22 protein-coding genes are annotated in these 23,354 nt (G+C 45.4%); 15 read left to right on the top strand and 7 right to left on the bottom strand.

Annotated features, from left to right (window positions below; all coding sequences use genetic code 11):
• The first annotated feature begins 51 nt into the window (after nt 1-51).
• The 4 genes from BSQ33_RS02845 (at nt 52) to BSQ33_RS02830 (ending at nt 4,447) form a co-directional block, all read left to right on the top strand.
• Nucleotides 52-1,017: an ABC transporter substrate-binding protein gene (locus tag BSQ33_RS02845; protein WP_021018977.1), complete on the top strand. Its 966-nt coding sequence runs from the start codon at nt 52-54 to the stop codon at nt 1,015-1,017.
• Between the two features lie 61 nt (nt 1,018-1,078).
• The gene (locus BSQ33_RS02840) at nt 1,079-1,975 is read left to right on the top strand and encodes an ABC transporter permease (RefSeq protein ID WP_088133208.1); all 897 of its coding nucleotides are present in this window, start codon (nt 1,079-1,081) and stop codon (nt 1,973-1,975) included.
• On the top strand, nt 1,972-2,766 hold the full coding sequence (locus BSQ33_RS02835) for an ABC transporter ATP-binding protein (RefSeq protein WP_021018979.1): 795 nt from the start codon (nt 1,972-1,974) through the stop codon (nt 2,764-2,766). Before BSQ33_RS02840 ends, BSQ33_RS02835 begins: the two co-directional genes overlap by 4 nt.
• Nucleotides 2,767-2,989: 223 nt before the next feature.
• A complete protein-coding gene (locus BSQ33_RS02830; protein ID WP_088133207.1) occupies nt 2,990-4,447 on the top strand; it encodes a sensor domain-containing diguanylate cyclase in 1,458 nt (485 codons plus the stop codon).
• 29 nt (nt 4,448-4,476) lie between these two features.
• On the opposite strand, the gene dusC is transcribed toward BSQ33_RS02830, so the two are convergent.
• Nucleotides 4,477-5,436, bottom strand: a complete 960-nt coding sequence (dusC, locus tag BSQ33_RS02825) for a tRNA dihydrouridine(16) synthase DusC (protein ID WP_021018981.1) — start codon at nt 5,434-5,436, stop codon at nt 4,477-4,479.
• 138 nt (nt 5,437-5,574) lie between these two features.
• On the opposite strand from dusC, the gene BSQ33_RS02820 reads away from it, so the two are divergent.
• The 9 genes from BSQ33_RS02820 to BSQ33_RS02780 all read left to right on the top strand — a co-directional run bounded on the left by BSQ33_RS02820 (nt 5,575) and on the right by BSQ33_RS02780 (nt 15,597).
• Entirely contained in the window at nt 5,575-6,192 is a 618-nt protein-coding gene (locus BSQ33_RS02820) for a YecA family protein (protein ID WP_088133206.1), read from the top strand.
• Between the two features lie 152 nt (nt 6,193-6,344).
• The gene (gene lolA / locus BSQ33_RS02815; protein ID WP_021018983.1) at nt 6,345-6,956 is read left to right on the top strand and encodes an outer membrane lipoprotein chaperone LolA; all 612 of its coding nucleotides are present in this window, start codon (nt 6,345-6,347) and stop codon (nt 6,954-6,956) included.
• A gap of 81 nt (nt 6,957-7,037) precedes the next feature.
• Nucleotides 7,038-8,387 carry a replication-associated recombination protein A gene (locus BSQ33_RS02810; RefSeq protein ID WP_021018984.1) on the top strand — a complete coding sequence of 450 codons (1,350 nt, stop codon included), beginning with the start codon at nt 7,038-7,040 and terminating at the stop codon, nt 8,385-8,387.
• Between the two features lie 161 nt (nt 8,388-8,548).
• Nucleotides 8,549-9,856, top strand: coding sequence for a serine--tRNA ligase (gene serS, locus BSQ33_RS02805; protein ID WP_021018985.1), 1,308 nt, complete (start codon nt 8,549-8,551; stop codon nt 9,854-9,856).
• Nucleotides 9,857-10,334: 478 nt separating this feature from the next.
• Nucleotides 10,335-11,063: a response regulator gene (locus tag BSQ33_RS02800; protein ID WP_088134513.1), complete on the top strand. Its 729-nt coding sequence runs from the start codon at nt 10,335-10,337 to the stop codon at nt 11,061-11,063.
• 6 nt (nt 11,064-11,069) lie between these two features.
• Complete coding sequence (locus BSQ33_RS02795) at nt 11,070-12,659, top strand: ATP-binding protein (RefSeq protein WP_088133205.1); 1,590 nt, start codon at nt 11,070-11,072, stop codon at nt 12,657-12,659.
• A gap of 78 nt (nt 12,660-12,737) precedes the next feature.
• The gene (locus tag BSQ33_RS02790; protein ID WP_088133204.1) at nt 12,738-13,235 is read left to right on the top strand and encodes a DUF6653 family protein; all 498 of its coding nucleotides are present in this window, start codon (nt 12,738-12,740) and stop codon (nt 13,233-13,235) included.
• A gap of 224 nt (nt 13,236-13,459) precedes the next feature.
• Nucleotides 13,460-14,878 carry a S41 family peptidase gene (locus BSQ33_RS02785; RefSeq protein ID WP_088133203.1) on the top strand — a complete coding sequence of 473 codons (1,419 nt, stop codon included), beginning with the start codon at nt 13,460-13,462 and terminating at the stop codon, nt 14,876-14,878.
• A gap of 449 nt (nt 14,879-15,327) precedes the next feature.
• Nucleotides 15,328-15,597: a DUF1883 domain-containing protein gene (locus BSQ33_RS02780; RefSeq protein WP_021018990.1), complete on the top strand. Its 270-nt coding sequence runs from the start codon at nt 15,328-15,330 to the stop codon at nt 15,595-15,597.
• 61 nt (nt 15,598-15,658) lie between these two features.
• Here BSQ33_RS02780 and BSQ33_RS02775 read toward each other — a convergent pair whose 3' ends face one another.
• Together BSQ33_RS02775 and BSQ33_RS02770 are read right to left on the bottom strand one after the other, a co-directional pair.
• Complete coding sequence (locus BSQ33_RS02775; RefSeq protein WP_088133202.1) at nt 15,659-17,254, bottom strand: ABC-F family ATPase; 1,596 nt, start codon at nt 17,252-17,254, stop codon at nt 15,659-15,661.
• 116 nt (nt 17,255-17,370) lie between these two features.
• The gene (locus tag BSQ33_RS02770) at nt 17,371-17,778 is read right to left on the bottom strand and encodes a DUF2061 domain-containing protein (protein ID WP_088134512.1); all 408 of its coding nucleotides are present in this window, start codon (nt 17,776-17,778) and stop codon (nt 17,371-17,373) included.
• 354 nt (nt 17,779-18,132) lie between these two features.
• Between BSQ33_RS02770 and BSQ33_RS02765 the strand changes: the two genes are divergently transcribed.
• Entirely contained in the window at nt 18,133-19,332 is a 1,200-nt protein-coding gene (locus BSQ33_RS02765) for a dienelactone hydrolase family protein (protein ID WP_021018993.1), read from the top strand.
• A gap of 173 nt (nt 19,333-19,505) precedes the next feature.
• On the opposite strand, the gene BSQ33_RS02760 is transcribed toward BSQ33_RS02765, so the two are convergent.
• From BSQ33_RS02760 to BSQ33_RS02750, 3 genes are all read right to left on the bottom strand, one after another.
• Entirely contained in the window at nt 19,506-19,913 is a 408-nt protein-coding gene (locus BSQ33_RS02760) for a hypothetical protein (RefSeq protein WP_157721346.1), read from the bottom strand.
• A gap of 164 nt (nt 19,914-20,077) precedes the next feature.
• Nucleotides 20,078-21,076, bottom strand: coding sequence for an acyltransferase family protein (locus tag BSQ33_RS02755; RefSeq protein WP_088133200.1), 999 nt, complete (start codon nt 21,074-21,076; stop codon nt 20,078-20,080).
• A 100-nt stretch (nt 21,077-21,176) separates the two neighbouring features.
• Complete coding sequence (locus BSQ33_RS02750) at nt 21,177-21,422, bottom strand: YgjV family protein (RefSeq protein WP_021018996.1); 246 nt, start codon at nt 21,420-21,422, stop codon at nt 21,177-21,179.
• 192 nt (nt 21,423-21,614) lie between these two features.
• Between BSQ33_RS02750 and BSQ33_RS02745 the strand changes: the two genes are divergently transcribed.
• Entirely contained in the window at nt 21,615-21,992 is a 378-nt protein-coding gene (locus BSQ33_RS02745; protein ID WP_021018997.1) for a hypothetical protein, read from the top strand.
• A 77-nt stretch (nt 21,993-22,069) separates the two neighbouring features.
• On the opposite strand, the gene bioA is transcribed toward BSQ33_RS02745, so the two are convergent.
• On the bottom strand, nt 22,070-23,350 hold the full coding sequence (gene bioA, locus BSQ33_RS02740; RefSeq protein ID WP_088133199.1) for an adenosylmethionine--8-amino-7-oxononanoate transaminase: 1,281 nt from the start codon (nt 23,348-23,350) through the stop codon (nt 22,070-22,072).
• Nucleotides 23,351-23,354: the final 4 nt, after the last annotated feature.

Genomic DNA, 23,354 nt, shown 5'->3' with positions numbered 1-23,354 from the left:
ATACATAAAACACAACATTAAAACTTAATGCCTTAGATTTAAGGAGTCACGATGAAAGCAGGAAAACTTGCAGTAACCGCTGTTCTGGCCGGAGCAGCGCTCATTTCCTCAACCAATATTATGGCGAAAACGGCAAAGGTCGCCGTGTCACAAATCGTTGAACATCCAGCGCTAGATGCGACCCGTCAGGGGCTTCTGGATGGATTAAAAGCGAAAGGATATATTGAGGGAAAAAATCTGGATTTTGAATACAAGACCGCACAAGGAAATCCAGCGATAGCGGTGCAGATCGCCAGACAGTTCGTCGGAGAACGTCCGGATGTTCTGGTCGGTATCGCCACGCCAACCGCTCAAGCTTTAGTTTCCGCAACCCGTTCTATTCCAATCGTTTTTACTGCGGTGACTGATCCTGTTGGGGCGAAGCTGGTTAAAACCATGCAGCACCCGGGGAAAAACGTGACGGGTCTATCTGATTTATCTCCGGTCAAACAACATGTCGAGTTGATTAAAGAATTGATGCCGGACGTCAAAACTATCGGTGTTGTTTACAATCCCGGAGAAGCGAACGCTGTTAGTTTGATCGAACTTCTCAAACAGAGTGTCAAAGAAAATGGCCTGAAACTTGTCGAAGCCACCGCATTGAAAAGTGCCGATGTACAGTCTGCGACGCAGAGTATTGTTGAGAAGTCTGACATCATTTATGCCTTAATCGATAATACGGTTGCCAGCGCTATCGAAGGGATGATAGTGACGGCCAATCAGGCGAAAACGCCCGTTTTTGGGGCGGCGACTTCCTATGTTGATCGCGGGGCGATCGCGAGTCTTGGTTTTGATTACTATCAGATTGGTATGCAGACTGCGAATTATGTCGCCGAGATTCTGAATGGCAAAGATCCGGGATCGATTGATGTCACTGTCGCAAAAGGTTCTGACTTAGTTGTGAATAAAACCGTTGCGGATAAGCTGGGCTTCAAGATTCCTCAATCTGTTCTGGATCGTGCAACCAGCATCAAATAATCACAACAGTAAACGGGCTAGTGGACCAGCCCGTAATTAATAAGCAGAAAGGGAGTATGGGATGTCTGCTTTTGCCTTTTTTGGAGCTCTGGAGATAGGGCTGATTTATGGATTAGTGGCACTCGGCGTTTATTTGACGTTTCGAGTGCTTGATTTTCCTGATTTAAGTGTGGATGGTAGTTTCCCTATGGGGGCGGCGGTTGCTGCAACAGCGATTGTCGCGGGGATTAATCCATGGGTTGCAACCGGATTAGCCATGATTGCCGGAGCGATGACCGGCTGGGTGACCGCTTTTCTAACGGTTCGATTCGGGATTTTAAACTTGCTGGCCTCGATCCTCACAATGATTGCTGCATTTTCAATTAACATTCGGATTATGGGACGTCCGAATCTGGCATTAATTGGTGAAGATACGATTTTAACCCCTTTTGAAGCGATGGGGGATCCGATGTATATCCGGCCTCTGGTCGTTGGTGTACTGGTGTTAGTGTCCGCTTTATTCATTGTTCGCCTGCTGAATAGTGACTTTGGTTTAGGTTTGCGAGCTACAGGTGTGAACGCGCGGATGGTTGCCGCTCAGGGGGGGAGTACCGCGTTTTATACTTATTTTGGCTTGGCGCTGTCGAATGGTTTTGTCGGCTTTGCCGGCGCGTTGTTCGCGCAGACGAACAGTTTTGCGGATGTGACCTCAGGTGTCGGCACCATTGTTGTCGGACTGGCAGCGGTGATTCTGGGACAAACGTTAATTCCCGGAAGACGTATCTGGGTTGCCGTGGTCGCGGTGATTCTTGGTTCAGTGCTTTATCGCCTTGCTGTCGCATTTGCGCTGAGTTCGGGCATGTTTGGTTTGCAGGCTTCCGATCTGAACCTTGTGACGGCTGTTCTAGTTGCGATTGCGCTTATCATGCCGCGTATGAAGAAAAAAATGAAATCGAACCGGGCCGGAGGTGCTGCATGATTCGGCTGGAAAATATACAAGTTACTTTTAATCCGGGCACAATTTTGGAAAACCGTGCTTTGAAAGGGGTATCTTTGACGGTACCTGAACATCAGTTTCTCACGGTTATTGGTTCAAATGGTGCCGGTAAATCAACGCTACTGGGTGCGGTGACGGGCGAAACGCCCATGGTCGGCGGTAAAGTGTTGATTGATGATATTGATGTGACACGGCGAAGTGTTGATCAGCGTGCGAATTTCTGTGCGCGAGTGTTTCAGGATCCACTTGCGGGAACTTGTGGCTCGTTAACCATTGAAGAGAATATGGCACTGGCTTACAAGCGGGGGAGCCACCGTAGTTGGAAATATGCGCTTTCTTCCAAACGGCGCCAGCTGTTTCAAGAGCGTATCAGTATTTTGGGACTGGGTCTGGAAGATCGGCTTGGTGACAGTATCGGTCTGCTTTCCGGAGGTCAGCGGCAAGCCGTGAGTTTGGTGATGGCGACTCTCGCAGAGAGTAAGTTACTCCTACTGGATGAACACACGGCTGCACTGGATCCCCGGATGGCTGCATTCATTATCGATCTGACGAATAAAATTGTGAAAGAGTTTAATTTGACGGTAATGATGGTGACCCATTCGATGAAAGATGCACTGGCTTGTGGTGATCGGACGGTCATGCTTCATCAAGGTGAGATCGTTCTCGATGTTTCGGGTGAGCAACGGCAGCATATGGATGTGCCGGACTTGCTGGATATGTTTTCAAAAGTCAGGGGTGAGACATTAGCTGATGATAGCCTACTTTTGAGTTGAGTTTGTGCTCATAACTGAACAAGAAAGTCTGAAACAAGAAGGCGCGCAGTCAGCGCGTCTTTTTTTGGATACAGTAACGAATCATCTGATTTCATATAACAAAAATGAATTCTTATTATCTTTTCATATAGAAATTTGATATAAGTCGATACTTTAAAATTTTTGGTGTTCTTCTTTGTATTACGCTTAAAAGAACGACCTCTCACTGAGTGTATATCCGTGAATGAATAAAAATTTTTCTATCAAAGGGCGACTTTTGATCCCATTCATTTTTGCTTTGGCACTTGTAGGAATGCTGTTTGAAGGGCATATCAGACAACTGGAAAGAGAACTGAGTGAAGAGTACGAAAGAATCGAACGGGAATTCTTTCGCGCATCCAAGATGCTGACCATTTTGGATTATAGCTTGAATAACTACATCAAAGTTCGTCAATCTTTGATACTGGCGCATACAGCAAAAATTGTGAACGGTGTATGTCATATGCGGCCAAAGCTGTCAATCGATGCAGGGGACAGCCCCAATGCTCATCTACGGGCGCTTGAATACATTATCGTTGGCGATAAATCACTGTGCGACAAAAATAGCCCGCTCTATCACGAAGTGGGGTTTAGAATTGCACTGGCTCCGGTGATTTCATTGCTGCATGATCTGGATGATTATTTGATCGGTGTTCATTATATTGATCCGTCGGGTTATATTATTTCTTCTCCTGATACGCTGTCGGTGAATGCGACGACAGATGTGCTCGAACAGATTCAATCGCCAAGCTGGGACGTATATCAGGATTTGGGCGAAAATCAGCCGATTAAAGTTCGTGGGCCGATGGTACTTCAGGAGTTGCAATCGACAGAAAACCTCGTTTCTTTGATGTTGCCGGTTTACTCGAATCATCAATTTGAAGGAGTCATTTCTCTGAATATCAGGCTAAATAAACTGTTGAGTGCCAACCAACGTTTTGCGGGTAAGCTCCATTTTATTGATACACAGAAAGAATCATTACCAACAAATGCCTTTCAACCCCATGCTCTTCAGGATGAGGGGATCTCATTTCATCATGCCATGTATTACGATATGCATTGGGGGAATGAGCTTTATCAGTTTGTCAGTCAGAGACAAAAAACATTAATACTGATCACCGTCATGTATGTACTGGGGGTGATGTCTTTTCTGTTTATGAATACCCGTCATGCGAAAAGTTATTATGAAGGGCTGGCGGTGCGGGATCCATTGACAGGCTTGCGCAATCGACGCGGGTTTCAAGCCTTTATTGAACATTCACCACATCAGTCTTATGTTGCGATCGCGATGTTTGATATTGATAACTTTAAGGCGATCAATGATCATTTTGGTCATGATATCGGGGATGATGTCATCCGTTATACTGGTGATCAGATTCACAGCCATATTCGTGCTACCGATACAGTTGCCCGCTATGGTGGTGAAGAGTTCGTGCTGTATCTGACTGCTGAACGTAAAAGTTATCTCAAGAAGACCTTGACCCGCGTGAAAGGTGCGTTGTGTGAAGAGTCTGAAACCGTTGTGGAAGGGGGCTTTACGATTTCCGGTGGTGTCGAAATCATAGACAGTCGTGAGTTACAGGATATTGATGCTATCTTGAAATCAGTCGATGAAAAGTTATACATCGCTAAAAAGAGCGGTAAAAATCAGCTGATTTTTTAAGGGGTGATGCGTGTGGTGCGAAAGTGAGTTTACACGCATTCCTGCGGTTGTTCGGATTGATGATGTTTAATTCGTTCAATAATTGGATCGACGCTTGTCAGCGTTCGAATCTCGCGGAATAAGTCATTCGCCTGAGGATAAGCCTGCCGTAGATAAGTAAACCACTGCTTGACCCGGCTTGAATAGTATTTGCTCTTATCGCCATTCACTTCACAGCGAGAATAGATCAGCAAGAGCTCGATGACCTGAGACCAGGAAAGCGGGGCATGATTGTATTTGATCATGTTACCCAGATTCGGACGATTTAATGCTCCGCGGCAGACCATGAGGCTCTCGGCGCCGGTAACATCAATACATCGCTGTGCATCGGCTGCATCCCATATTTCACCGTTGGCAATTAATGGCAGGCGGGTTTTTTGACGAATCTGCTGGATATATTCCCACTTAATTTCATTGGCTTTATAGCCACCGGCTTTGGTCCGAGCATGAACGGTCAGTTCATTTGCACCAGCCTGCTCAATGGCATCGACAATTTCAAAACAATCTTGTGGATTTTCTAATCCTAAACGGATTTTCGCTGAAACGGGGATTTGCTCGGGGACGGCTTCCCGGCAAGCTTTGACGATCTGATAAATTAATTCCGGAAATTCCAAGAGGGCCGCGCCACCTTTGCTTTTGTTGACGGTTTTTGCCGGACAGCCGAAGTTCAGATCGATACCATGTGCACCGAGCTCTGCCGCAAATGCAGCATTTTCCGCCATCCAGTCCGGATCTTGTCCGAGTAATTGGATATTGACGGGAACACCGGAACGGGTGCGGGAACCGTGGTGCAGTTCAGGACAGAGACGATAGAAGACGTGTTTCGGCAGCAACTGATGGACAACCCGGACAAATTCTGTCACACATAGGTCGTAATCATTCATTTCTGTCAGTATCTCTCGCATCAGATGATCGAGAACACCCTCCATCGGGCCCAGAACAATACGCATAAACTTCCGCTCTTCTATCAGGACGCGCGATTGTAATTGGGTCCGTCGCAAATGTCACGCCAGAATCTTTCCGCGACGTGTCATTGATTCGTGTTCTCGGTATAATGCCCAGCGACTGAAGACTAGGAAAGAAGTACCATGACTTATCAATTGCTGGATGTAACTGAACTGCGGACTGACGAGTCGCCATTATTGATTGAAGGCGCAATTCTTGCCGCCAATATGGCTTGTCAACCACTGGAAGCACATGTGTGGATGTCACGATTGGTGGCTGAACTCACCGACACAGCAGAGCAAGCATTGACGGTTCATTATCAGCAGCAGTATTCAGCATTACTGAGTGATCAGTATTGTGTTGCTGCGTTTCTTGATGTGACCAATCAGGATGATCTGGCTGAGTTTGCATCAGGGTTTATGGCAATATGGCCTTTATTGGAACCGCATTGGCAGCAGGTTGCTGTGTCAGATGGGACACAACGAATGCTGCAAGCATTGCTCACGACCTTAATGCTGGCCGTTGATGAAGCCGAAACCCGACAACAGATGAAAGACGCAGGGATTGACGAACCGCCTTATTTAGCCGAGATGGTTGACCATCTGGACATGATGATTCATGAAGTCGCTTGTGCCGCAGATGAACAGCAAAGTGGTGCACGGGCACACCGGGTCAACCCATATAAAACGGTCGGCAGAAATGACTCTTGTCCGTGCGGCAGCGGTAAAAAGTTTAAACAGTGCTGCTTGCAAACCGAGTAATTTCACTTGAGTGTGTGTGACTGGGCGATTGACTCATCGCACGGCATTTTTTTAACTGACGTATTTTTTTCGACATACACATGACAAAAAGCCGAGAAGAATGGTCTATATCCATCAATAACAATTCATATTTGTTCAGCAACGGAGAACACATGAAAAAACTGGTTGCCTTCTTTCTATTGATATCAATGGCCGGTAGCTTTTCAGCACTGGCGGATCCGAAAGATGAATTAAGTACGAGACTTGCGTTAAATGATGGATTCAGTGCTCATTTTCAACAGCAGGTTCTCAGCCCTGATGGTGACGTTGTTGCTCAGGGAGAAGGGAAAGTGGACATTGCCCGCCCGAGTCTGTTTCGCTGGGAAACGGTTTCACCGGATGAGAATCTACTCGTATCGGATGGCACAACCGTTTGGTACTACAATCCTTTTGTAGAACAGGTCTCTATCTATAATCAATCTCAGGCAACCGAGCAGACACCATTTGTGTTGCTGACGAGAAACCGCAAACAAGACTGGGAACACTATCGTGTTTCGCAGCAAGGCAATGAATTTACACTTGTTCCGACAACAACAGACAGTCGGCAGGGGGAATTTCATATTCGAATTGATAAAAAAGGTGTGGTAAAAGGTTTTGATGTGATTGAACAGGATGGGCAGAAAAGTTTATTCTCGTTTCAGCAAATCAAACTGAAGCGGCCGGATAACCATTTGTTTCAGTTCAAAATTCCCGCAGGTGTCGAAGTGGATGATCAGCGGCAATAGCTTCACAAGAACAAATTGTGTTACAAGAACAAATTGTGTCAAAAGAACAGTTGCTCTAACGAATGACGGATAAACATCATTGTGGATAACTACAGTTTAGATTTTTCTGGGGATGAAGATTTTCGTCCGCTTGCAGCAAAGATGAGACCGCAGTTGATCGAGCAATACATCGGTCAGCAACATATCCTTGGTCCAGGAAAGCCGCTGCGCAGGGCGCTGGAAAGTGGTCATCTCCACTCGATGATTCTCTGGGGACCACCGGGAACCGGTAAAACAACATTGGCGGAGTTGGCAGGCAACTATGCCAATGCTCGTGTTGAGCGAGTGTCTGCGGTAACCTCCGGGGTGAAAGATATTCGCGCTGCGATTGAACGGGCCCGGGAAAATCAACTGGCAGGTTTCCGCACGATTCTATTCGTGGACGAAGTGCATCGGTTTAATAAATCACAACAGGATGCTTTTCTGCCACATATTGAGGACGGAACGGTTACTTTTATCGGTGCAACGACCGAGAACCCTTCATTTGAGCTCAATAACGCACTGCTTTCCCGGGCGCGGGTTTATAAGCTGACCTCTCTCAATACACAAGATATTGCCGATGCCCTGCAACAGGCTGTAACGGATGAGGTGAGAGGATTCGGTGGGATTGCGGCTGATTTTCAGGATCAGGTTCTAGACCGTCTGGCTGAATTGGTTCAGGGGGATGCGCGAATGGCGCTGAACTACCTGGAATTGTTATATGACATGGCCAATGAAGATGAGGCCGGCAAAAAAATTATCGATCTGTCCTTGTTGGCAGAAGTCGCCGGTGAGAAAGTCGCCCGTTTTGATAATAAGGGCGACATTTGGTACGACCTGATTTCAGCAGTTCATAAATCGATTCGTGGCTCAAACCCTGATGGCGCATTGTACTGGGCTGCCCGGATGATCGCTGCCGGCTGTGACCCGTTATATATTGCACGTCGTTTACTGGCAATTGCTTCCGAGGATATTGGTAATGCTGATCCAAGGGCAATGCAGGTCGCTTTATCTGCGTGGGACTGTTTTACGCGTGTCGGTCCGGCTGAAGGTGAGAGGGCGATTGCCCAAGCGGTGGTTTATTTGGCGTGTGCGCCGAAGAGTAACGCCGTGTATACAGCATGGAAGCAGGCATTGGCGGATGCCCGCGATGAACCTGAATATGAAGTGCCGTTTCACTTACGCAATGCCCCGACGAAATTGATGAAAGAAATGGGCTATGGTGATGAATATCGTTATGCTCACGATGAGCCGGGGGCTTATGCTGCCGGGGAGCGATATCTGCCGCCGGAAATGGTTGGTACTCGCTATTATCACCCCTCGGAAAGAGGCTTGGAAGGGAAGATCAACGAGAAACTCAAGTATCTGGCTGAGTTAGACGCAAAAAGCACACGAAAGCGCTATGAAAAATAGCCACTTTTCGTTAATCTCTTATACCCAAATTGCTTCAGGCTATCTGTCGGGCTATCTGTCAGGGAACCGGGCATGTCAATTTTCATGACGTTTTGTGTTGTTGCCATCTGATTGGGACAACACCGAGCGCTTTTTACAACCCATTAAGCATAGGATTAGCAATGCTGGATTCTAAATTACTTCGCACAGAGCTGGATGAAACAGCGATAAAACTGGCGCGTCGCGGATTTACCCTCGACGTCGAGACCATTCGTCAACTTGAAGAGCAGCGTAAATCGATTCAAGTCGAAGTTGAAAATTTACAATCCACTCGCAACTCCATTTCGAAACAGATCGGTCAACTGATGTCGGCGGGTGATAAAGAAGGTGCTGAAGCAGTAAAACAGCAAATCGGTTCTCTGGGCAATGATTTAGATGCCCGTAAAGCAGAACTGGAACTGGTGCAGAAACAGCTGGAAGATATTGCGTTATCTGTGCCGAATATTCCTGACGATGCTTCACCTGATGGTCTGGATGAAGAGAGTAATGTCGAAGTTTCCCGTTGGGGTGAGCCGAAGCAATACGATTTTGCAGTCAAAGATCATGTTGATTTAGGTGAAATGGGTGACGGACTGGATTTTGCCAGCGCGACGAAAATCACCGGTGCCCGGTTTATCGTAATGAAAGGCCAGTTCGCTCGCCTGCACCGGGCGATTGCTCAGTTTATGCTTGACCTGCACTCGGATCTGCATGGGTATACCGAAATGTATGTGCCATATCTGGTGAATGCCGATACCTTGTATGGTACCGGGCAATTGCCTAAGTTTGGTAAAGACCTGTTTCATACCGAGCCACTGGCTGAAAAAGTCAATGATGAAGAGCCACGTCGCTTGTCACTGATTCCGACTGCGGAAGTGCCTCTGACAAACTTAGTCCGTGGCTCAATTTTGGATGAGGCTGAACTCCCACTGAAAATGACGGCACATACACCGTGTTTCCGTTCTGAAGCCGGCTCTTATGGTCGTGATACCCGGGGGCTGATCCGGATGCACCAGTTTGATAAGGTTGAGCTGGTACAGATAACGCGCCCTGAAGATTCGATGAATGCATTGGAAGAACTGACGGGTCATGCTGAAAGAGTGTTGCAGTTATTAGAGTTACCTTACCGTAAAGTGATTTTGTGTACCGGAGATATGGGATTTGGGGCACGTAAGACCTACGATCTGGAAGTCTGGGTACCTGCACAGGAAACTTATCGTGAGATTTCATCTTGTTCAAACATGTGGGATTTTCAGGCGCGTCGGATGCAAGCACGTTTCCGCCGCAAAGGTGAGAAAAAACCAGAGTTGGTACATACCCTGAATGGCTCTGGTCTTGCTGTTGGCCGAACCATGGTTGCGATTCTGGAGAATAATCAACAAGCGGATGGACGTATTGCGATTCCTGAAGTGTTGCACAAGTATATGGGTGGTCTGACTCATATCGGATAATCATTATCCAGTCACATCATCAATGATCAGTAAAAGCCGGGAATTCAATCCCGGCTTTTTTATGTGCTTTTGATGTGTAATACGCTGTGGCTGAGTTGCTCATGAATGTACGAGAGACTGCATGGTGATCAGGGGGTGTCACAAATCGTCACAGTTACCGAAAAATGGAATGGATATACTAGGGGCTGTTGATCTTTCATGGTTGAATTTTGTTCAGATGAACCCTCTAGGCAGCATTTGTCGCTCATTTATCCAGCGTTAGGTCATGGTTCATGTAGATCGCTACACTTCACATGACCTGCCTTGACTAAATGCACGACAAATTGCTGCAAAATCCATCACGAAAGATCAACAGCCCTAGGTGTATATTATTGATGGATTCAGGCAGATTAGGGTTGCTTTCTGGGTTAACTGTTTGAAATTAAATGATTTTAATGAATTAATTCGCATTTTATATTCTATGATAGATACAAGTATGATGGATATTCTCAGCAATAAAACGATTGTTGTGGTTGAAGATGATATTGAGTTAGCCGTGCTGATGAAAGATTTCCTTAGCCGTTACAATTTTAATGTCGTGCTCGTCGATAACGGGATTGATGCCGTCAAGACGATTCTGAATATTGACCCCGATCTGGTTATTTTAGATATCTTACTCCCGGGCATGAATGGCATGGAAGTCTGTAAATCAATCCGTCATCAGTATCAAGGGTTCATCTTGATGCAGACGGCTTTAGAAGACGATATTGATCAGGTGATGGGGTTGGAAATCGGTGCGGATGATTATGTGGTGAAACAGGTACAGCCCAAACTCCTGTTAAGCCGTATTCATGCATTATTGCGCTGTGCTCAAAGAGGTTGTGCTGCAAAAGAGGCCCCCAAAAAAATGGTAAGCAATGAATCTGACTATCAATTTGGCCCGTTGAGAATCAGCCTCGTTAGTCGCAGCGTGACATTGCATCAAACGAGCGTGGATTTAACGAGTGCTGAATTTGAATTATTAGTTTTACTGGCTCAGTCCATCGGGGAAGTTGTTTCCAGAGATGAGATGATTCACCGGCTCAGAGGATTTGAATACGATGGTCTTGATCGTTCAATTGACCGCAGAGTGTCGCGACTCAGGAAAAAAATTCAATTGGAGAACGGTGACGATCTGATTAAAACTGTCAGAGGGGTGGGTTATCAACTGTGTATCTATAGTGAGTGAGTATCGATGATAAAGTCATTTTCAGGCCTATGGTTTCTGGTCTTCGGCCCCTTATTTTTTCTCCTCTATCCTAGTCATTTGAATCCGATATTATCATTCAATAATTATATTGAAGGGCAGCGGTATGAGCGAATCTATCAGGGGACATTTACGTTGATTGAGTCCCGACTTGAAGCCATGCCGATTGATACGTGGCAGCAAGAAATAGATGAATTAAGTCAACATTTCGGTTTTGCGTTGCAATTACTGGATATCAATAAATCCAACCTTGGACAACAGAACCGTGAGGAAATTGAGCAGCAACAGATTATTTTTTTCAATGAAGAGCCTGAATTTTTAATTAAAAAGATTGGCAACAGCCCTTTCATGCTAAAGATATTTGTGGATGCTCCAGAAGCCGAAAAAATACGACGGGGTTCAGAAGGGACGGTGTATTTGCTTCAGCAACAGTTTGCCTCGACTAAACCAGAACATTGGCCGACGCTACTACGTGATCTTTCAACGCACTTTCCGTTTGATTTACAAATCGCCACAAGCGATCAGGTCAAGCTCAGTCAAACCGAACAGAGCCAGCTCGTAACCTACTCTTTTTTCTGGCGAACCAATTCAAGTGACGAAATTACATTTTATATACGATTGAGTGATGGCAACTCTTTTCTTTTAGCCAATTTAATTCCGCTGTCTTCGGTGAGTTCGTCAGTCATTATTGTATTGATTCTGGCTTTTGTCCTTTCCATTTCGCTGTGTATGTTTTTCTGGACTTATCCGCTATGGCGGGATTTGAAGAACCTGCTGGCGGCCACATCGCGGTTCGGTCATGGTGATTTGAATAGCCGGGCAGTGGTATACAAGATTTCGACAGTGGCAACGTTGGGGAATGCTTTTAACCGTATGGCGGATCGTATTGAGCAACTGTTAAAAGGGCAAAGAACACTGACCAATGCGATTGCCCATGATCTTCGGACCCCGCTTTATCGTCTCAGGTTTGCATTTGAAATGTTATCTCACGCCACGACAGAGATTGAAAAGGAAAAATATCAACGGTCTATCTCGAAGAGTCTTGAAGATCTGGATAGTTTAATTAACCAGACCATGGTCCTGTCACGCTACAGTGGCGACAGTCAATTGCTTTCTTTTGCTAAACATCACTTGGCACAATTGATTGATGATGAATGTGTGAGTGTTTTTCAGCTTTATCCGGACATTGAGTATCAGTTGCAAATTGCACCTGAAGCAATCGATAAACTGGCTCTGATTGATCATATCGCGATGAAACGGGCGATGAGTAACTTACTTGTCAATGCGTGTAAATATACCCGGACCCGAGTGTTTGTGTCTCTGTCATATGTTGCTGAGACAGATATGTTCGTGATTAACGTGTGTGACGATGGTATCGGCATTGATGAAAGCGACTGGGAGCGGATTTTCTTACCATTCGAACAACTTGATAATGCCCGTAGTCACGTTGCTTCAGGCCATGGACTTGGCTTAGCCATCGTCAAACATATCGCCCAATGGCATCAAGGGTCGGTATGCGCAGGACGGTCCGAACTGGGTGGGGCACGATTTACATTTCAATTTCCAAATCGGACATAAGCATGGCTCTGCGCGTTATCCATTATGGCTTTGGTCAACGTGATTCATTTTATAGTCAATTTGATAGGTAGGTGAACAATGACTCTTGAACGTAAATTAGCGGCACTATTTCATTTAGATGGCAAGGGGTGGGACAGACATGCCAATCCGTGGAGTGTCTGGACCCGATATAGCGTTTTACCACTCTTTATCTTTGCCGGGTTATTGAGAGAGTGGAGTGTTTGGTTGAGTATTTTGGCTGTGGTCATGGCGGTTGTGTGGATGTTTTTAAATCCGATCTTATTTCCGAAACCCGTCTCGTTAAAAAGCTGGGCAACGCAGTCGGTACTTGGAGAACAAATTTATTTAAACCGGGATAAAGAATCATTGCCTGAGCATCATCAGCTACCCTTATTTGTGATACTCCATTTGACATCAACTGTGGGGCTCATATTAGCGGTGTGGGGTGTTTATCAGTACGATATACAGCTCTGTATTTTATCGACCCTGATCACCTATCTGGCCAAAAGCTGGTTTTTAGATCGTATGGTCTGGTTATATTGTGACTATCGTCGTGAGCATCCAGCGGACGAATAAACGTACTCTGCTTTTCCATCAAGTCATCGATGCAATAGTGATTCTGTCGCTGGTGTTGAGCCTGATGATTGAATCAAATCGTTACAATGATTTAGATATATCTAATATTATCACTCGTTTTATCTGTCTACTTTTGTCTGCATAGATAAACAAACCGCTACACAAAGACAGCACAAGATTCGTTAAGTTATTTATCACGGTGAATGACAGATATTGAATAGAAAATGAAACGATTAATAAAAGGATATGCGATCACGGCTATATTTATTTTAAGTGGCTGTCATCATGAGAATTATGGTTTCTCGGCACAAGGTATATGGGTCTCTGAACATGATGGTTCGGCGTTGAAAATTATGGATAATTCGGTGACATATTATGAATTTACTTCTGGTTACTGTGTATTAACAAATCAAGAAACATTCAGTCAGAAAACGTTTGAAAAATATTATCAGCAGGTCGGTAGTCAATTAGTCAGTTTTATTTATCCGGGATTAAATGTTTATCCGACCGACTACGCGATTAAATATGTGAAAAATACTGAGTTACCGAATAGCTGTATCAAGAATATCAGTGTCGTCAATGAGATGGATAATGATCCGATTAAAAACCTGAATATTTTTTTACAGACTTTCGATGAATATTATTACAATTTAGATACTTTGATTGTTGATTGGAGTGCAGTTAAACAATGGGCCCGCAGTCAGATTTCTGAACATTCAACGCGAGATGAACTGTTCGAGATTATGTCACAAGTCATTGCCCCATTACAAAACGGGCATGTCTATGTATTCGATCAGGATAAACTGGCTCGTTTCAGACATCGAGACCGACCGATTCTATTGGATCGGTTACGACAAGAATATATCAATGATCATGGCCTGGTTACTCCTTTTTCCGAATCTGAGAATACGGCAATTCAACAGTATATTGATGATAACGAGGTGCTCATTCAGTCTATGATTACCAATCAACTGAATCTGTCGGGGAGTCTAGGTGAGCATATTATCTGGGGAAAAGGAAAGAGTGATAATATTGGTTACCTGTATATTGATGGATGGAGTGACTTTGTCGCGGGTAATGATCATGCCGAAACTTTAGCAGTGTTCAGACAAACAATGAACCAAGTGATGGATGATTTTGCATTAACCGATGGAATGGTGATTGATCTGCGCTTTAACGGTGGCGGTTATGCATATCTTGCGAGAGCCTTAGCCGAATATTTTGTTGACCATCAAACCTTAGGCTATATTAAGAGCGCCCGTGACGGGGCTGGATTCGAGCCCGAGCATGACATTTATCTTGAGCCACAATTCCCGAGTTATCGAAAGCCGGTTGCTGTTCTGATTAGTCATACGACAGCATCCGCTGCTGAGTTATCGGCACTGATGCTCAGTGCCTCGGATCAAGTCATTTTGATTGGTGAAAGAACGCAGGGGATGTTATCGGGCAGCTTAGGTAAAACGCTCCCTAACGGGTTTCGCTTTGGTATATCGAACATAAAGACCTTATCAGCCGATCGGGTGAACTATGATCAGGTTGGGATTCCCCCGGCGATCACCACTTCATTTTTTACGAAAAATGATCGCACCAATGGCATCGATAAAGGGCTTGAAGCTGCTTTTAACTGGATTGAATCTCGTTAATGACCCTCTATCTTTAAATATATACCCAAATGACCTCAAGATGCCGTTTCAGCGAGAATCACTGGGCTCAGAGGCAAGGCAGAGATTTGAGTCATAGCCATTCTATGGCGAGAAGTATATATCATTCCTTCTTGGTTAATATTCCCCCAAATAGTTCGGTCTTTTTATTTTTCTTTTCGCGACAACACACTTGAAAAGAGTTATTAATTGACGATAGATAAATATGAAATCAATACAATAATAAGCATTCTTTTCTATCACTGAGTTTCATATCGAAAGGATATTTTGGGGATGCTTCAAGCCATGTTGATGTTTCATATTGTGCGATAGATATGATTTTATGATCTATTTATGCCGTGATCTATGATGCAAAATTCAATATGATCGAAGCATTGAAAATGTATCTTCGGGCAATAAGGTCGATTCGGATATGTATTTTTGGAGAGATAATGAAATTTACGCATTACGATCTTAACATGTGTGAGCGAGGGCAAAAAATAGAAGTGACGTTGAAAGATAACACGGCCAATGTTCTGCTACTCGATGATGACAATTTTCAAAAATACAAGAAACGCCGCAATTATAAATATAATGGCGGGCATATGACGGATACAGTGAGTGTATTGCTGATTCCTTATTCAGGACATTGGCATGTGGTTGTTGACCGTGGAGGGTATGCCGGAACTGTTCAGTCGAGTGTGCGGGTAATTGCTGACTGAGCAGAAGACTGACGATACGTATGTACCGTCAGTCTGCCGTATTCTGCCGAACTCGGGTCAATTAACCGAGCAGGCCTTGTTTCGCCAGATATTCATCGTAAGTGCCGTGGAAGTCATTCACGCCATCTTTGGTAATTTCGATAATGCGTGTGGCGATTGAAGAAACAAACTGACGGTCATGGGAGACAAATAGCAGCGTTCCCGGGTAATTTTCCAGGGCTAGGTTCAGAGCCTCGATCGATTCCATATCCATATGGTTGGTCGGTTCATCCATCAGCAAAATATTGGGTTTTTGCATGATCAGTTTACCGAACAGCATGCGACCTTGTTCTCCACCGGAGATGACCTTGACTGACTTCTTAATCTCATTTTGTGAAAAGAGCATCCGGCCTAAGATACTCCGCACGGTTTGCTCATCATCGCCTTCTTTTTTCCACTGTCCCATCCAATCCATTAAATTGAGATCTTCACTGAATTCGTGGGCATGATCCTGCGCGTAGAAACCAATGTTATTGTTTTCAGACCATTTGACTTCACCGGCCATGGGGGGCATCACAGCTGCCAGTGTATTCAACAGGGTTGATTTACCGATCCCGTTTTCCCCGATAATGGCAATCCGTTCACCGACTTCGACCATCAGGTTGACATCATTAAACAGAACATTGTCGCCGTATCCCTGTTTGAGTGCGTTGACCTCGAGCGCATTGCGGAACAGCGGTTTTTCCTGTTCGAACCGAATAAACGGAGATTGACGGCTGGAAGGTTTAACTTCTTCAAGCTGAATTTTTTCAAGCTGCTTCTGGCGGGATGTTGCCTGTTTGGCTTTTGATGCGTTTGCAGAGAAGCGGCTGACGAAGGTTTGTAACTCCGCGATTTGTGCTTTCTTCTTGGCATTGTCAGCATGAAGGCGCTCTCTGGCCTGTTCTGCTGCAATCATATATTCATCGTAGTTACCGTGGAACAAGCGCAATTCACCATAGTCGAGATCGGCCATATGGGTACAGACGGTATTCAGAAAGTGACGGTCATGCGAGATGATAATCATCGTGCAGTTACGAGCCAGCAGGGTCTGTTCTAACCAAGAAATGGTGTGCATGTCCAAGTTGTTGGTCGGTTCGTCGAGCAGCATGATTTCCGGTTCGGCAAACAATACCTGTGCCAGCAGCACTCGCAATTTCAGACCCGGGGCGATTTCACTCATCAACCCGAAGTGTTGTGCTTCTGGGATGCCGAGTCCGAGCAAGAGCTCTCCGGCACGGGCTTCCGCTGAATAACCATCCATTTCGGCAAATTCTGTTTCCAGATCGCCGACACGCATTCCATCTTCATCTGACATTTCAGGCAATGCATAGATACGGTCGCGTTCTTCTTTGACTTCCCACAGTTCTTTATGACCCATAATCACGGTGTCAATGACGGAGAACGTTTCAAATGCAAACTGGTCTTGTCCCAGCTTTGCCATGCGTTCATTGGGATCGATTGAAACACTTCCGACGGAAGCCTCTAGTTCACCACTCAGAATTTTCATAAAGGTGGATTTGCCGCAACCGTTCGCGCCGATAAGACCGTAACGGTTACCGTGGCCAAATTTAATGGAGATATTTTCAAATAATGGCTTATCGCCAAATTGCATGGTGATGTTTGCAGTTGATAGCACAGGGAATTCCAGATTGAGTGGTGAATATGAAAAAAGCTGGCCTTGCGGCCAACTTGATAGATAAGCGTTATATTAACAGATTCTGTGATAGACATCACCCCTCATGTGGCACGTGACTATGAGGGGGTCACGGTACCATGATGCGTACACTGCCATGATTGATGCTGTGCTTTTCCTTGCCACACTTTCTCGTGGAAGTAATAGGCACAGGTATTGATGCTCGGTTCAATCAGCGCCATGACGCCCCCGATCAGCCAGCTCCCGGTCAATAAATAGGCCACATTAAAGGCAACACTGAAATGGATCACCGCGAAACTGGCGGTTTTAATATGTGGCGCTGAGGCATAACGCTGGAGCGGTGCATATTGAGACCATACTTTTTCATGAAAGTAGAATGCCACGGTATTGATCATCGGCTCTAGCATGGCAATTAAACTCCCCAAAATTACATCGCCAGTCAAGATATAGGCAACTGTAAACGCGATGCTGAAGTGAATGACTGCAAAACTAATGGTCTTTTTCATGGGTTGTCCACCTGAATCATAGATTGAGGTGTCATTATTGATAATTATTATCATTCAGTAAATTTGATTATATCTATCTATGGTATAGGCAAAACCGTATATATCGATCCATGGTGGGCAGCGTGTGAAAGGTAGGGCAGATAAGACGGAGCTTTCTGTTATTGGCGATTACTGTCGGTACAGATTGAATGGGCTCTCAGTTACGCGGTGAAGAATGATGAGTAATTCGCCTGATTGTGATCCTGCTAACTCACCCATTCCTTTATTTTCCTGTAAAGTAAAACACTGTTTCAATTTTATAAAATAAATCGAGTGTATGTGGTTTAGCGCTCTTTTCTGCTAAAGGATAGTCAAATGAATCAGTTGATTAAAACCATACTTATGACGAGCATGATCACGCTGACCAGCGCTGCTGTTTTTGCTCATAGCACTTATCGTAATGATGCCCCGGCTGGGCCTGATTACGTCACGCAAGCGATCGATTCGCCTGATAATAGTTTTCCGCTGTTTTATGAAAAACTGAAAGCGTCGCGTATGCCGTACAAACTTGCGTGGCATGATGGCTACAGTCCGGAATTGTGGCACAACCTTGCCAAGGCCAAGGCGCAGGAAATTATTTTACCTTATCAAGATGACACTCCGTTTAATCCGATGGTGATTGACCAGATTGATCGGGGCAGTTATATCGCTCAGAAAATCGTATTCAATATCAGTCATGAAAGCCGGGTACTGGCATTGATGTTAACGCCTAAGGGGGACGGCCCTTTTCCTGCTGCGTTATTTTTACATGATCACGGGGCGCGGTTTGATATTGGCAAAGAGAAATTTGTTGAGACTTGGGGAGATGATGCCCGCGTATCGTCATCGCGTGAATGGGCGCACCGTTATTTTACGGATCGTTTCCCCGGTGATGAATTGGCAAAACGTGGCTATGTGGTTTTATCCATCGATGCATTGGGTTGGGGGGATCGCTCCGTAGCGGGATTTCGCACCAATTCACAGCAAGCGTTGGCATCGAACCTGTTTAATTTAGGCACTTCGTTTGCGGGGATCATTGCACTGGATGATTTACGGGCCGCGAAATTTCTGGCGAGCCAACCCCAAGTTGATCAATCGCGTGTCGCATCCGTCGGTTTCTCCATGGGCGCATTTCGTTCTTGGCAAGTGGCCGCATTATCGGACGATATTACCGCCAGCATTGTGGATTCATGGATGGGGACAATGAAAGGTTTGATGGTGCCTGGTAATAACCAGTTGAAAGGCCAGTCTGCGTTTACGATGTTGCACCCGTATATGGCGCGTTATCTGGATTATCCCGATGTTGCCGCGATTGCGGCGCCCAAGCCAATGTTGGTTTTTGCCGGTGGCTTGGATCCGTTGTTTCCTGTTGATTCAGTCCAAAATGCATTCGATAAATTGCATCGTGTCTGGCGAGCGAATGGCGCAGAAGATAAGCTCCACACGCAAATCTGGCCGAATAAAGGGCATATTTTTACCGCAGATATGCAGGAAGCCGCGTTCAACTGGCTGGATCAACAGTTTGAGATGGATTAAGACGTCCAGAATATCGTTGTTGATATGATGAAAAACAGGCGCTTGATCAAGCGCCTGTTTTTTTCTTCGGTGAGTGGGGAGAGAATGATTGCCGAAAGATAAGGTGCGAGATAAATAAAGTCAGCAGTCAGAAAATCAATCCGTGTTCCACGATTTAACCGTTTATTCGAGCATTACTGTGGACAATCCGCCGAGCTGAGAGCGATCCAATTGATTGACCACTGGTAGCCATTTGCCGTTGCAGGAGTAAGGGCTCTGCCATTCGGATATCTTATATAGACCCGAAAGCCAGTCTCTGTCGCATTGTAGATAGATGTAGTGCCAGTGATTTCCCAATGAGTACTGTTGCCGTTCATCGAAGTCATATATGTCGGCATGGACGTTAACTCACATGCAGAAGTATCGATATCTACATATATTCCTGCACTATAAGGGTATTGTTGCCAGCTTGTATCTCCGGATGTTGTCTGACCCGAGCAGACAATGTTTGGTGTTCTACACACAGTGTCTGCTTTAGCCGGAGAGATCATACCGGCAGCAAGCCCAACCAAACTGAATGTAAGAATCGTTTTTAATTTCACGATTTGTCTCCATGTACTCTCTTCATTATTCATCACTCAACACCGAGCACTTAAATGCATCATGATTCATATCTTGAATAGAGTATAGGCTATCCAATGTTAATTACATTGGATAATTTATAAATTGTTGAAATTAAAATAAAAATTTTAATTGAAACGTTGTGCTATAAAATATAACCCATCCGTTTATACACTTGTATCAGCCCCAAAGAGAAGGCCATTGATAGCAGCACACATCCAATTGCCATAGGCGTATTCTCCCACGGATGAATTTTCGTCAGCACACTTAAACAGAACGGATGAATCAAATAAATGGCCGTCGAAAAATGCGCCAGATGCTTGTTGTTGGTGGTGCGCTGAGAACGCATGGCCAGTAGGAATAATACCGGGCAGATCCATATCAGTGAAAGATAGTTATCAAACACCCCGGTACGATCTGGTTGGTTGAGGTTATACCAGCTTTCCCCCAACAACAGCCCGATGCCGATCAGCGCTGCGATGAGGAGTGTGCTGGTCGGTGTTTTGGCAAACAGTTGATGTTTACGAATCAAGAAACCGATATAGAAGAATGGAAAGCCTAACAATAAAAAGTTGCGGTGGGTAAAACCAATGTTGAAAAGCTCATCGGCAAATGTCGAAGACATCAAATGGTAATTGCCGATGTACTGGACGATCACACCCAGCACAAAACAGACTAGTGCCAGTTGTGCGCCTGTCCGGGTTCGCTCTCTGAACACATAGGTCATCAGTCCTGCGCCAAGCATACCAACCAAATACCACAAATGGTGATAACCGACGATGAGTGTTTCGACGACAGTCATCATACCGATGAAATTCAGAGTAAGCGGCTTCATCCAGAAATAAGCGTAGAAGAGGGTCCAGAACAGATAGAGGATTGCGACTCTTTTACTCCATTGGAGCAACTGATCTGTGGCGGTAATGGTGATGAAGTAATAACCATTGATAATAAAGAAAATCGGCACTGCGATTCTGAAAATACCCGCAGTGATGAGGTAGTATCCTTCCGTGGTCAGTTCGCTGAGAAAATTGCTGTGGATACCGATAACCATCAAAGCCAAGACGATTTTGAAAATATCTAATGTTAAATTTCTGTTGTACATAAGTTTGAGTAAACTGATTGCGATAGAGACTAAATGTAGCATTCAGAATCATGGATAGCGTCTTCACTATGTCATTTCTCTGAAATAAGACGCACACTGTTAAACACTATCTTTTGCAATCAGTCTCATAACATTGAGGGGGTTAAGCTTTGCTGAGTTTCTTATCGGCTTCTGAGCGAGCTTTACTCAGATAGTAAATGTTTGCACCAGTAATAAACAGGTTTGCCAGTGTTACCGGCCATGAATCAATAATCAGACCGTAAGTGACGAAGAGCAGACAGCCAATACAATTGACGATCCGTAGCTTGATAATATCTTTCATCGTAAATGACAGCGCTACCATCAGTGATGCAGCGTAACCAATGATTTCTACTGTATTTGCATTCATTTTGTGATCCTTGTCTGGTTCGTTCGCGGGCACTATAACAGCAGAAAATGGCGGTTCAATCCTTTGCCAAAAAATTTGGGAAGGTGAACGATGACGCAATCGTTTGACCACCCAAAATAAATATTTGCTTTGGCTCGGGTATCCACGGAGAATAAGCCCCAGGTTGCATTCAGGTCAGTTGAGCGTAAGTCTATGTCCCTCATCATCACATCATTACAAATGGTGAAAAAATACTGGTTAATCGTCATGGGCTCGATCTTGATTTCTATCACGGTTTTGTCATTGTGGCCGCTGGCCACTTTACCGAGCGTACCGGGTACCGATAAAACTCACCATTTGATCGGTTATGCCGCCTTAATGTTTCCGGTCGCATTACGACAGCCTCGGCAGTGGGGATGGATTGGGTTTGCCTTACTTGCCTACAGTGGTGGGATTGAGCTGGTTCAACCTTACGTCAATCGTTATGGGGAGTGGTTGGATTTGGCCGCAAATGCTGGTGGACTGCTTTGTGGCTGGCTGTTGGCGGTGGCGCTGAATTTCTGCTTGTCAGCACAGGACCGGCAACGATAACCCATCATCGCAGGGGGCAGAGGCGACTCTGCCCACCAATCATTTCAGGCATCCGCTCGGATGTATGACACCGTACATCACTGAAAAAACAGGGTCGGTTGTTGCAACGCCCGTTCAATGGCTTGAACTAGCTGTGCCAAATCATCATGGGTCGAAAGGTAAGGTGGCATCAGGTAAATTAATCTGCCAAAGGGGCGAATCCATACGCCCTGACTGACAAAATGAGCCTGAATCTCTTCCATTCTGACTGCCTGATGGGTTTCTACCACGCCAATTGCACCGAGCCAGCGGACATGTTTGACCATCGGGTACTGTTGAAGCTGGGGCAGACGGGCGGCAAAAAAAACCTCAATTTGCTGTACTTGTGTTTGCCAAGCACCAGTTTCAATCAGGCTTAGGCTTGCTTCAGCAACTGCGCAGGCTAACGGGTTTCCCATAAATGTCGGGCCATGCATAAAACATTGCGCTTCTCCTGAACAAACGGTTTGAGCAACGTGCTGCGTGGTCAAAGTGGCTGACAACGTCATATAGCCACCGGTTAATGCTTTACCGACACAGAGTATATCCGGCTCGATCTCTGCGTGTTCACAAGCAAATAGTTTCCCCGTCCGGCCAAATCCGGTTGCGATCTCATCGGCAATCAGCAATACATTGAATTGATCACACAGTTTTCTGACTTCCTGCAAGTAGCGGGGATGATAAATCCGCATACCGCCGGCACCTTGAACAATCGGTTCCAGAATCACGGCGGCAATTGTCTGGTGATGTTGTTCAAGTCGCGCTTGAAAATCGTCGATATCCTGTGGATTCCACGGCGCATAAAACCCGGTTTCTGGTGAATCGGCAAAGAGATGTTCCGGTAGAAAACCCCGATACAGACTGTGCATCGAATTGTCCGGATCCGTGACCGACATCGCCGCAAATGTGTCACCGTGATAGCCGTGACGAAGTGTTAAGAAACGAGGACGGGATTCTCCGCGACTATGCCAGTATTGCAGTGCCATTTTCAAGGCCACTTCAACCGCAACCGATCCTGAATCAGCGAGAAAAACATGTTGTAGTGAGGGGGGCACCATTTGCAGTAACTTTTGACACAAACCGACGGCTGGCTGATGCGTCAGGCCGCCAAACATCACATGAGACATGCGTGACAACTGCTCGGTGACGGCTGCGTTCAACCGGGGATGATTGTAACCATGAATGGCTGCCCACCACGAAGACATCCCGTCGATCAGTATTTCACCACTTTCCAGATGAATTTGATTTCCGGCAGCATGACTGACCGGATAGCAGTTAAGCGGTGAGAGGGTGGATGTATAAGGGTGCCAGATGTGATTTCGGTCGAAATTTAAATCCATTTTG

The organism is Vibrio gazogenes, assembly GCF_002196515.1.
In the GTDB taxonomy this organism is placed as follows: Bacteria; Pseudomonadota; Gammaproteobacteria; order Enterobacterales; family Vibrionaceae; genus Vibrio; species Vibrio gazogenes_A.
The sequence above is the reverse complement of the archived record's forward strand: the minus strand, read 5'-3'. Positions and strand labels throughout refer to the sequence as shown.

Coding starts and splice junctions, on each gene's coding strand:
- BSQ33_RS02845 (WP_021018977.1), top strand. CDS start 52: ATGAAAGCAGGAAAACTTGCAGTAACCGCTGTTCTGGCCGGAGCAGCG.
- BSQ33_RS02840 (WP_088133208.1), top strand. CDS start 1,079: ATGTCTGCTTTTGCCTTTTTTGGAGCTCTGGAGATAGGGCTGATTTAT.
- BSQ33_RS02835 (WP_021018979.1), top strand. CDS start 1,972: ATGATTCGGCTGGAAAATATACAAGTTACTTTTAATCCGGGCACAATT.
- BSQ33_RS02830 (WP_088133207.1), top strand. CDS start 2,990: ATGAATAAAAATTTTTCTATCAAAGGGCGACTTTTGATCCCATTCATT.
- dusC (WP_021018981.1), bottom strand. CDS start 5,436: ATGCGTATTGTTCTGGGCCCGATGGAGGGTGTTCTCGATCATCTGATG.
- BSQ33_RS02820 (WP_088133206.1), top strand. CDS start 5,575: ATGACTTATCAATTGCTGGATGTAACTGAACTGCGGACTGACGAGTCG.
- lolA (WP_021018983.1), top strand. CDS start 6,345: ATGAAAAAACTGGTTGCCTTCTTTCTATTGATATCAATGGCCGGTAGC.
- serS (WP_021018985.1), top strand. CDS start 8,549: ATGCTGGATTCTAAATTACTTCGCACAGAGCTGGATGAAACAGCGATA.
- BSQ33_RS02800 (WP_088134513.1), top strand. CDS start 10,335: ATGGATATTCTCAGCAATAAAACGATTGTTGTGGTTGAAGATGATATT.
- BSQ33_RS02795 (WP_088133205.1), top strand. CDS start 11,070: ATGATAAAGTCATTTTCAGGCCTATGGTTTCTGGTCTTCGGCCCCTTA.
- BSQ33_RS02790 (WP_088133204.1), top strand. CDS start 12,738: ATGACTCTTGAACGTAAATTAGCGGCACTATTTCATTTAGATGGCAAG.
- BSQ33_RS02785 (WP_088133203.1), top strand. CDS start 13,460: ATGAAACGATTAATAAAAGGATATGCGATCACGGCTATATTTATTTTA.
- BSQ33_RS02780 (WP_021018990.1), top strand. CDS start 15,328: ATGAAATTTACGCATTACGATCTTAACATGTGTGAGCGAGGGCAAAAA.
- BSQ33_RS02770 (WP_088134512.1), bottom strand. CDS start 17,778: ATGAAAAAGACCATTAGTTTTGCAGTCATTCACTTCAGCATCGCGTTT.
- BSQ33_RS02765 (WP_021018993.1), top strand. CDS start 18,133: ATGAATCAGTTGATTAAAACCATACTTATGACGAGCATGATCACGCTG.
- BSQ33_RS02755 (WP_088133200.1), bottom strand. CDS start 21,076: ATGCTACATTTAGTCTCTATCGCAATCAGTTTACTCAAACTTATGTAC.
- BSQ33_RS02750 (WP_021018996.1), bottom strand. CDS start 21,422: ATGAATGCAAATACAGTAGAAATCATTGGTTACGCTGCATCACTGATG.
- BSQ33_RS02745 (WP_021018997.1), top strand. CDS start 21,615: ATGTCCCTCATCATCACATCATTACAAATGGTGAAAAAATACTGGTTA.
- bioA (WP_088133199.1), bottom strand. CDS start 23,350: ATGGATTTAAATTTCGACCGAAATCACATCTGGCACCCTTATACATCC.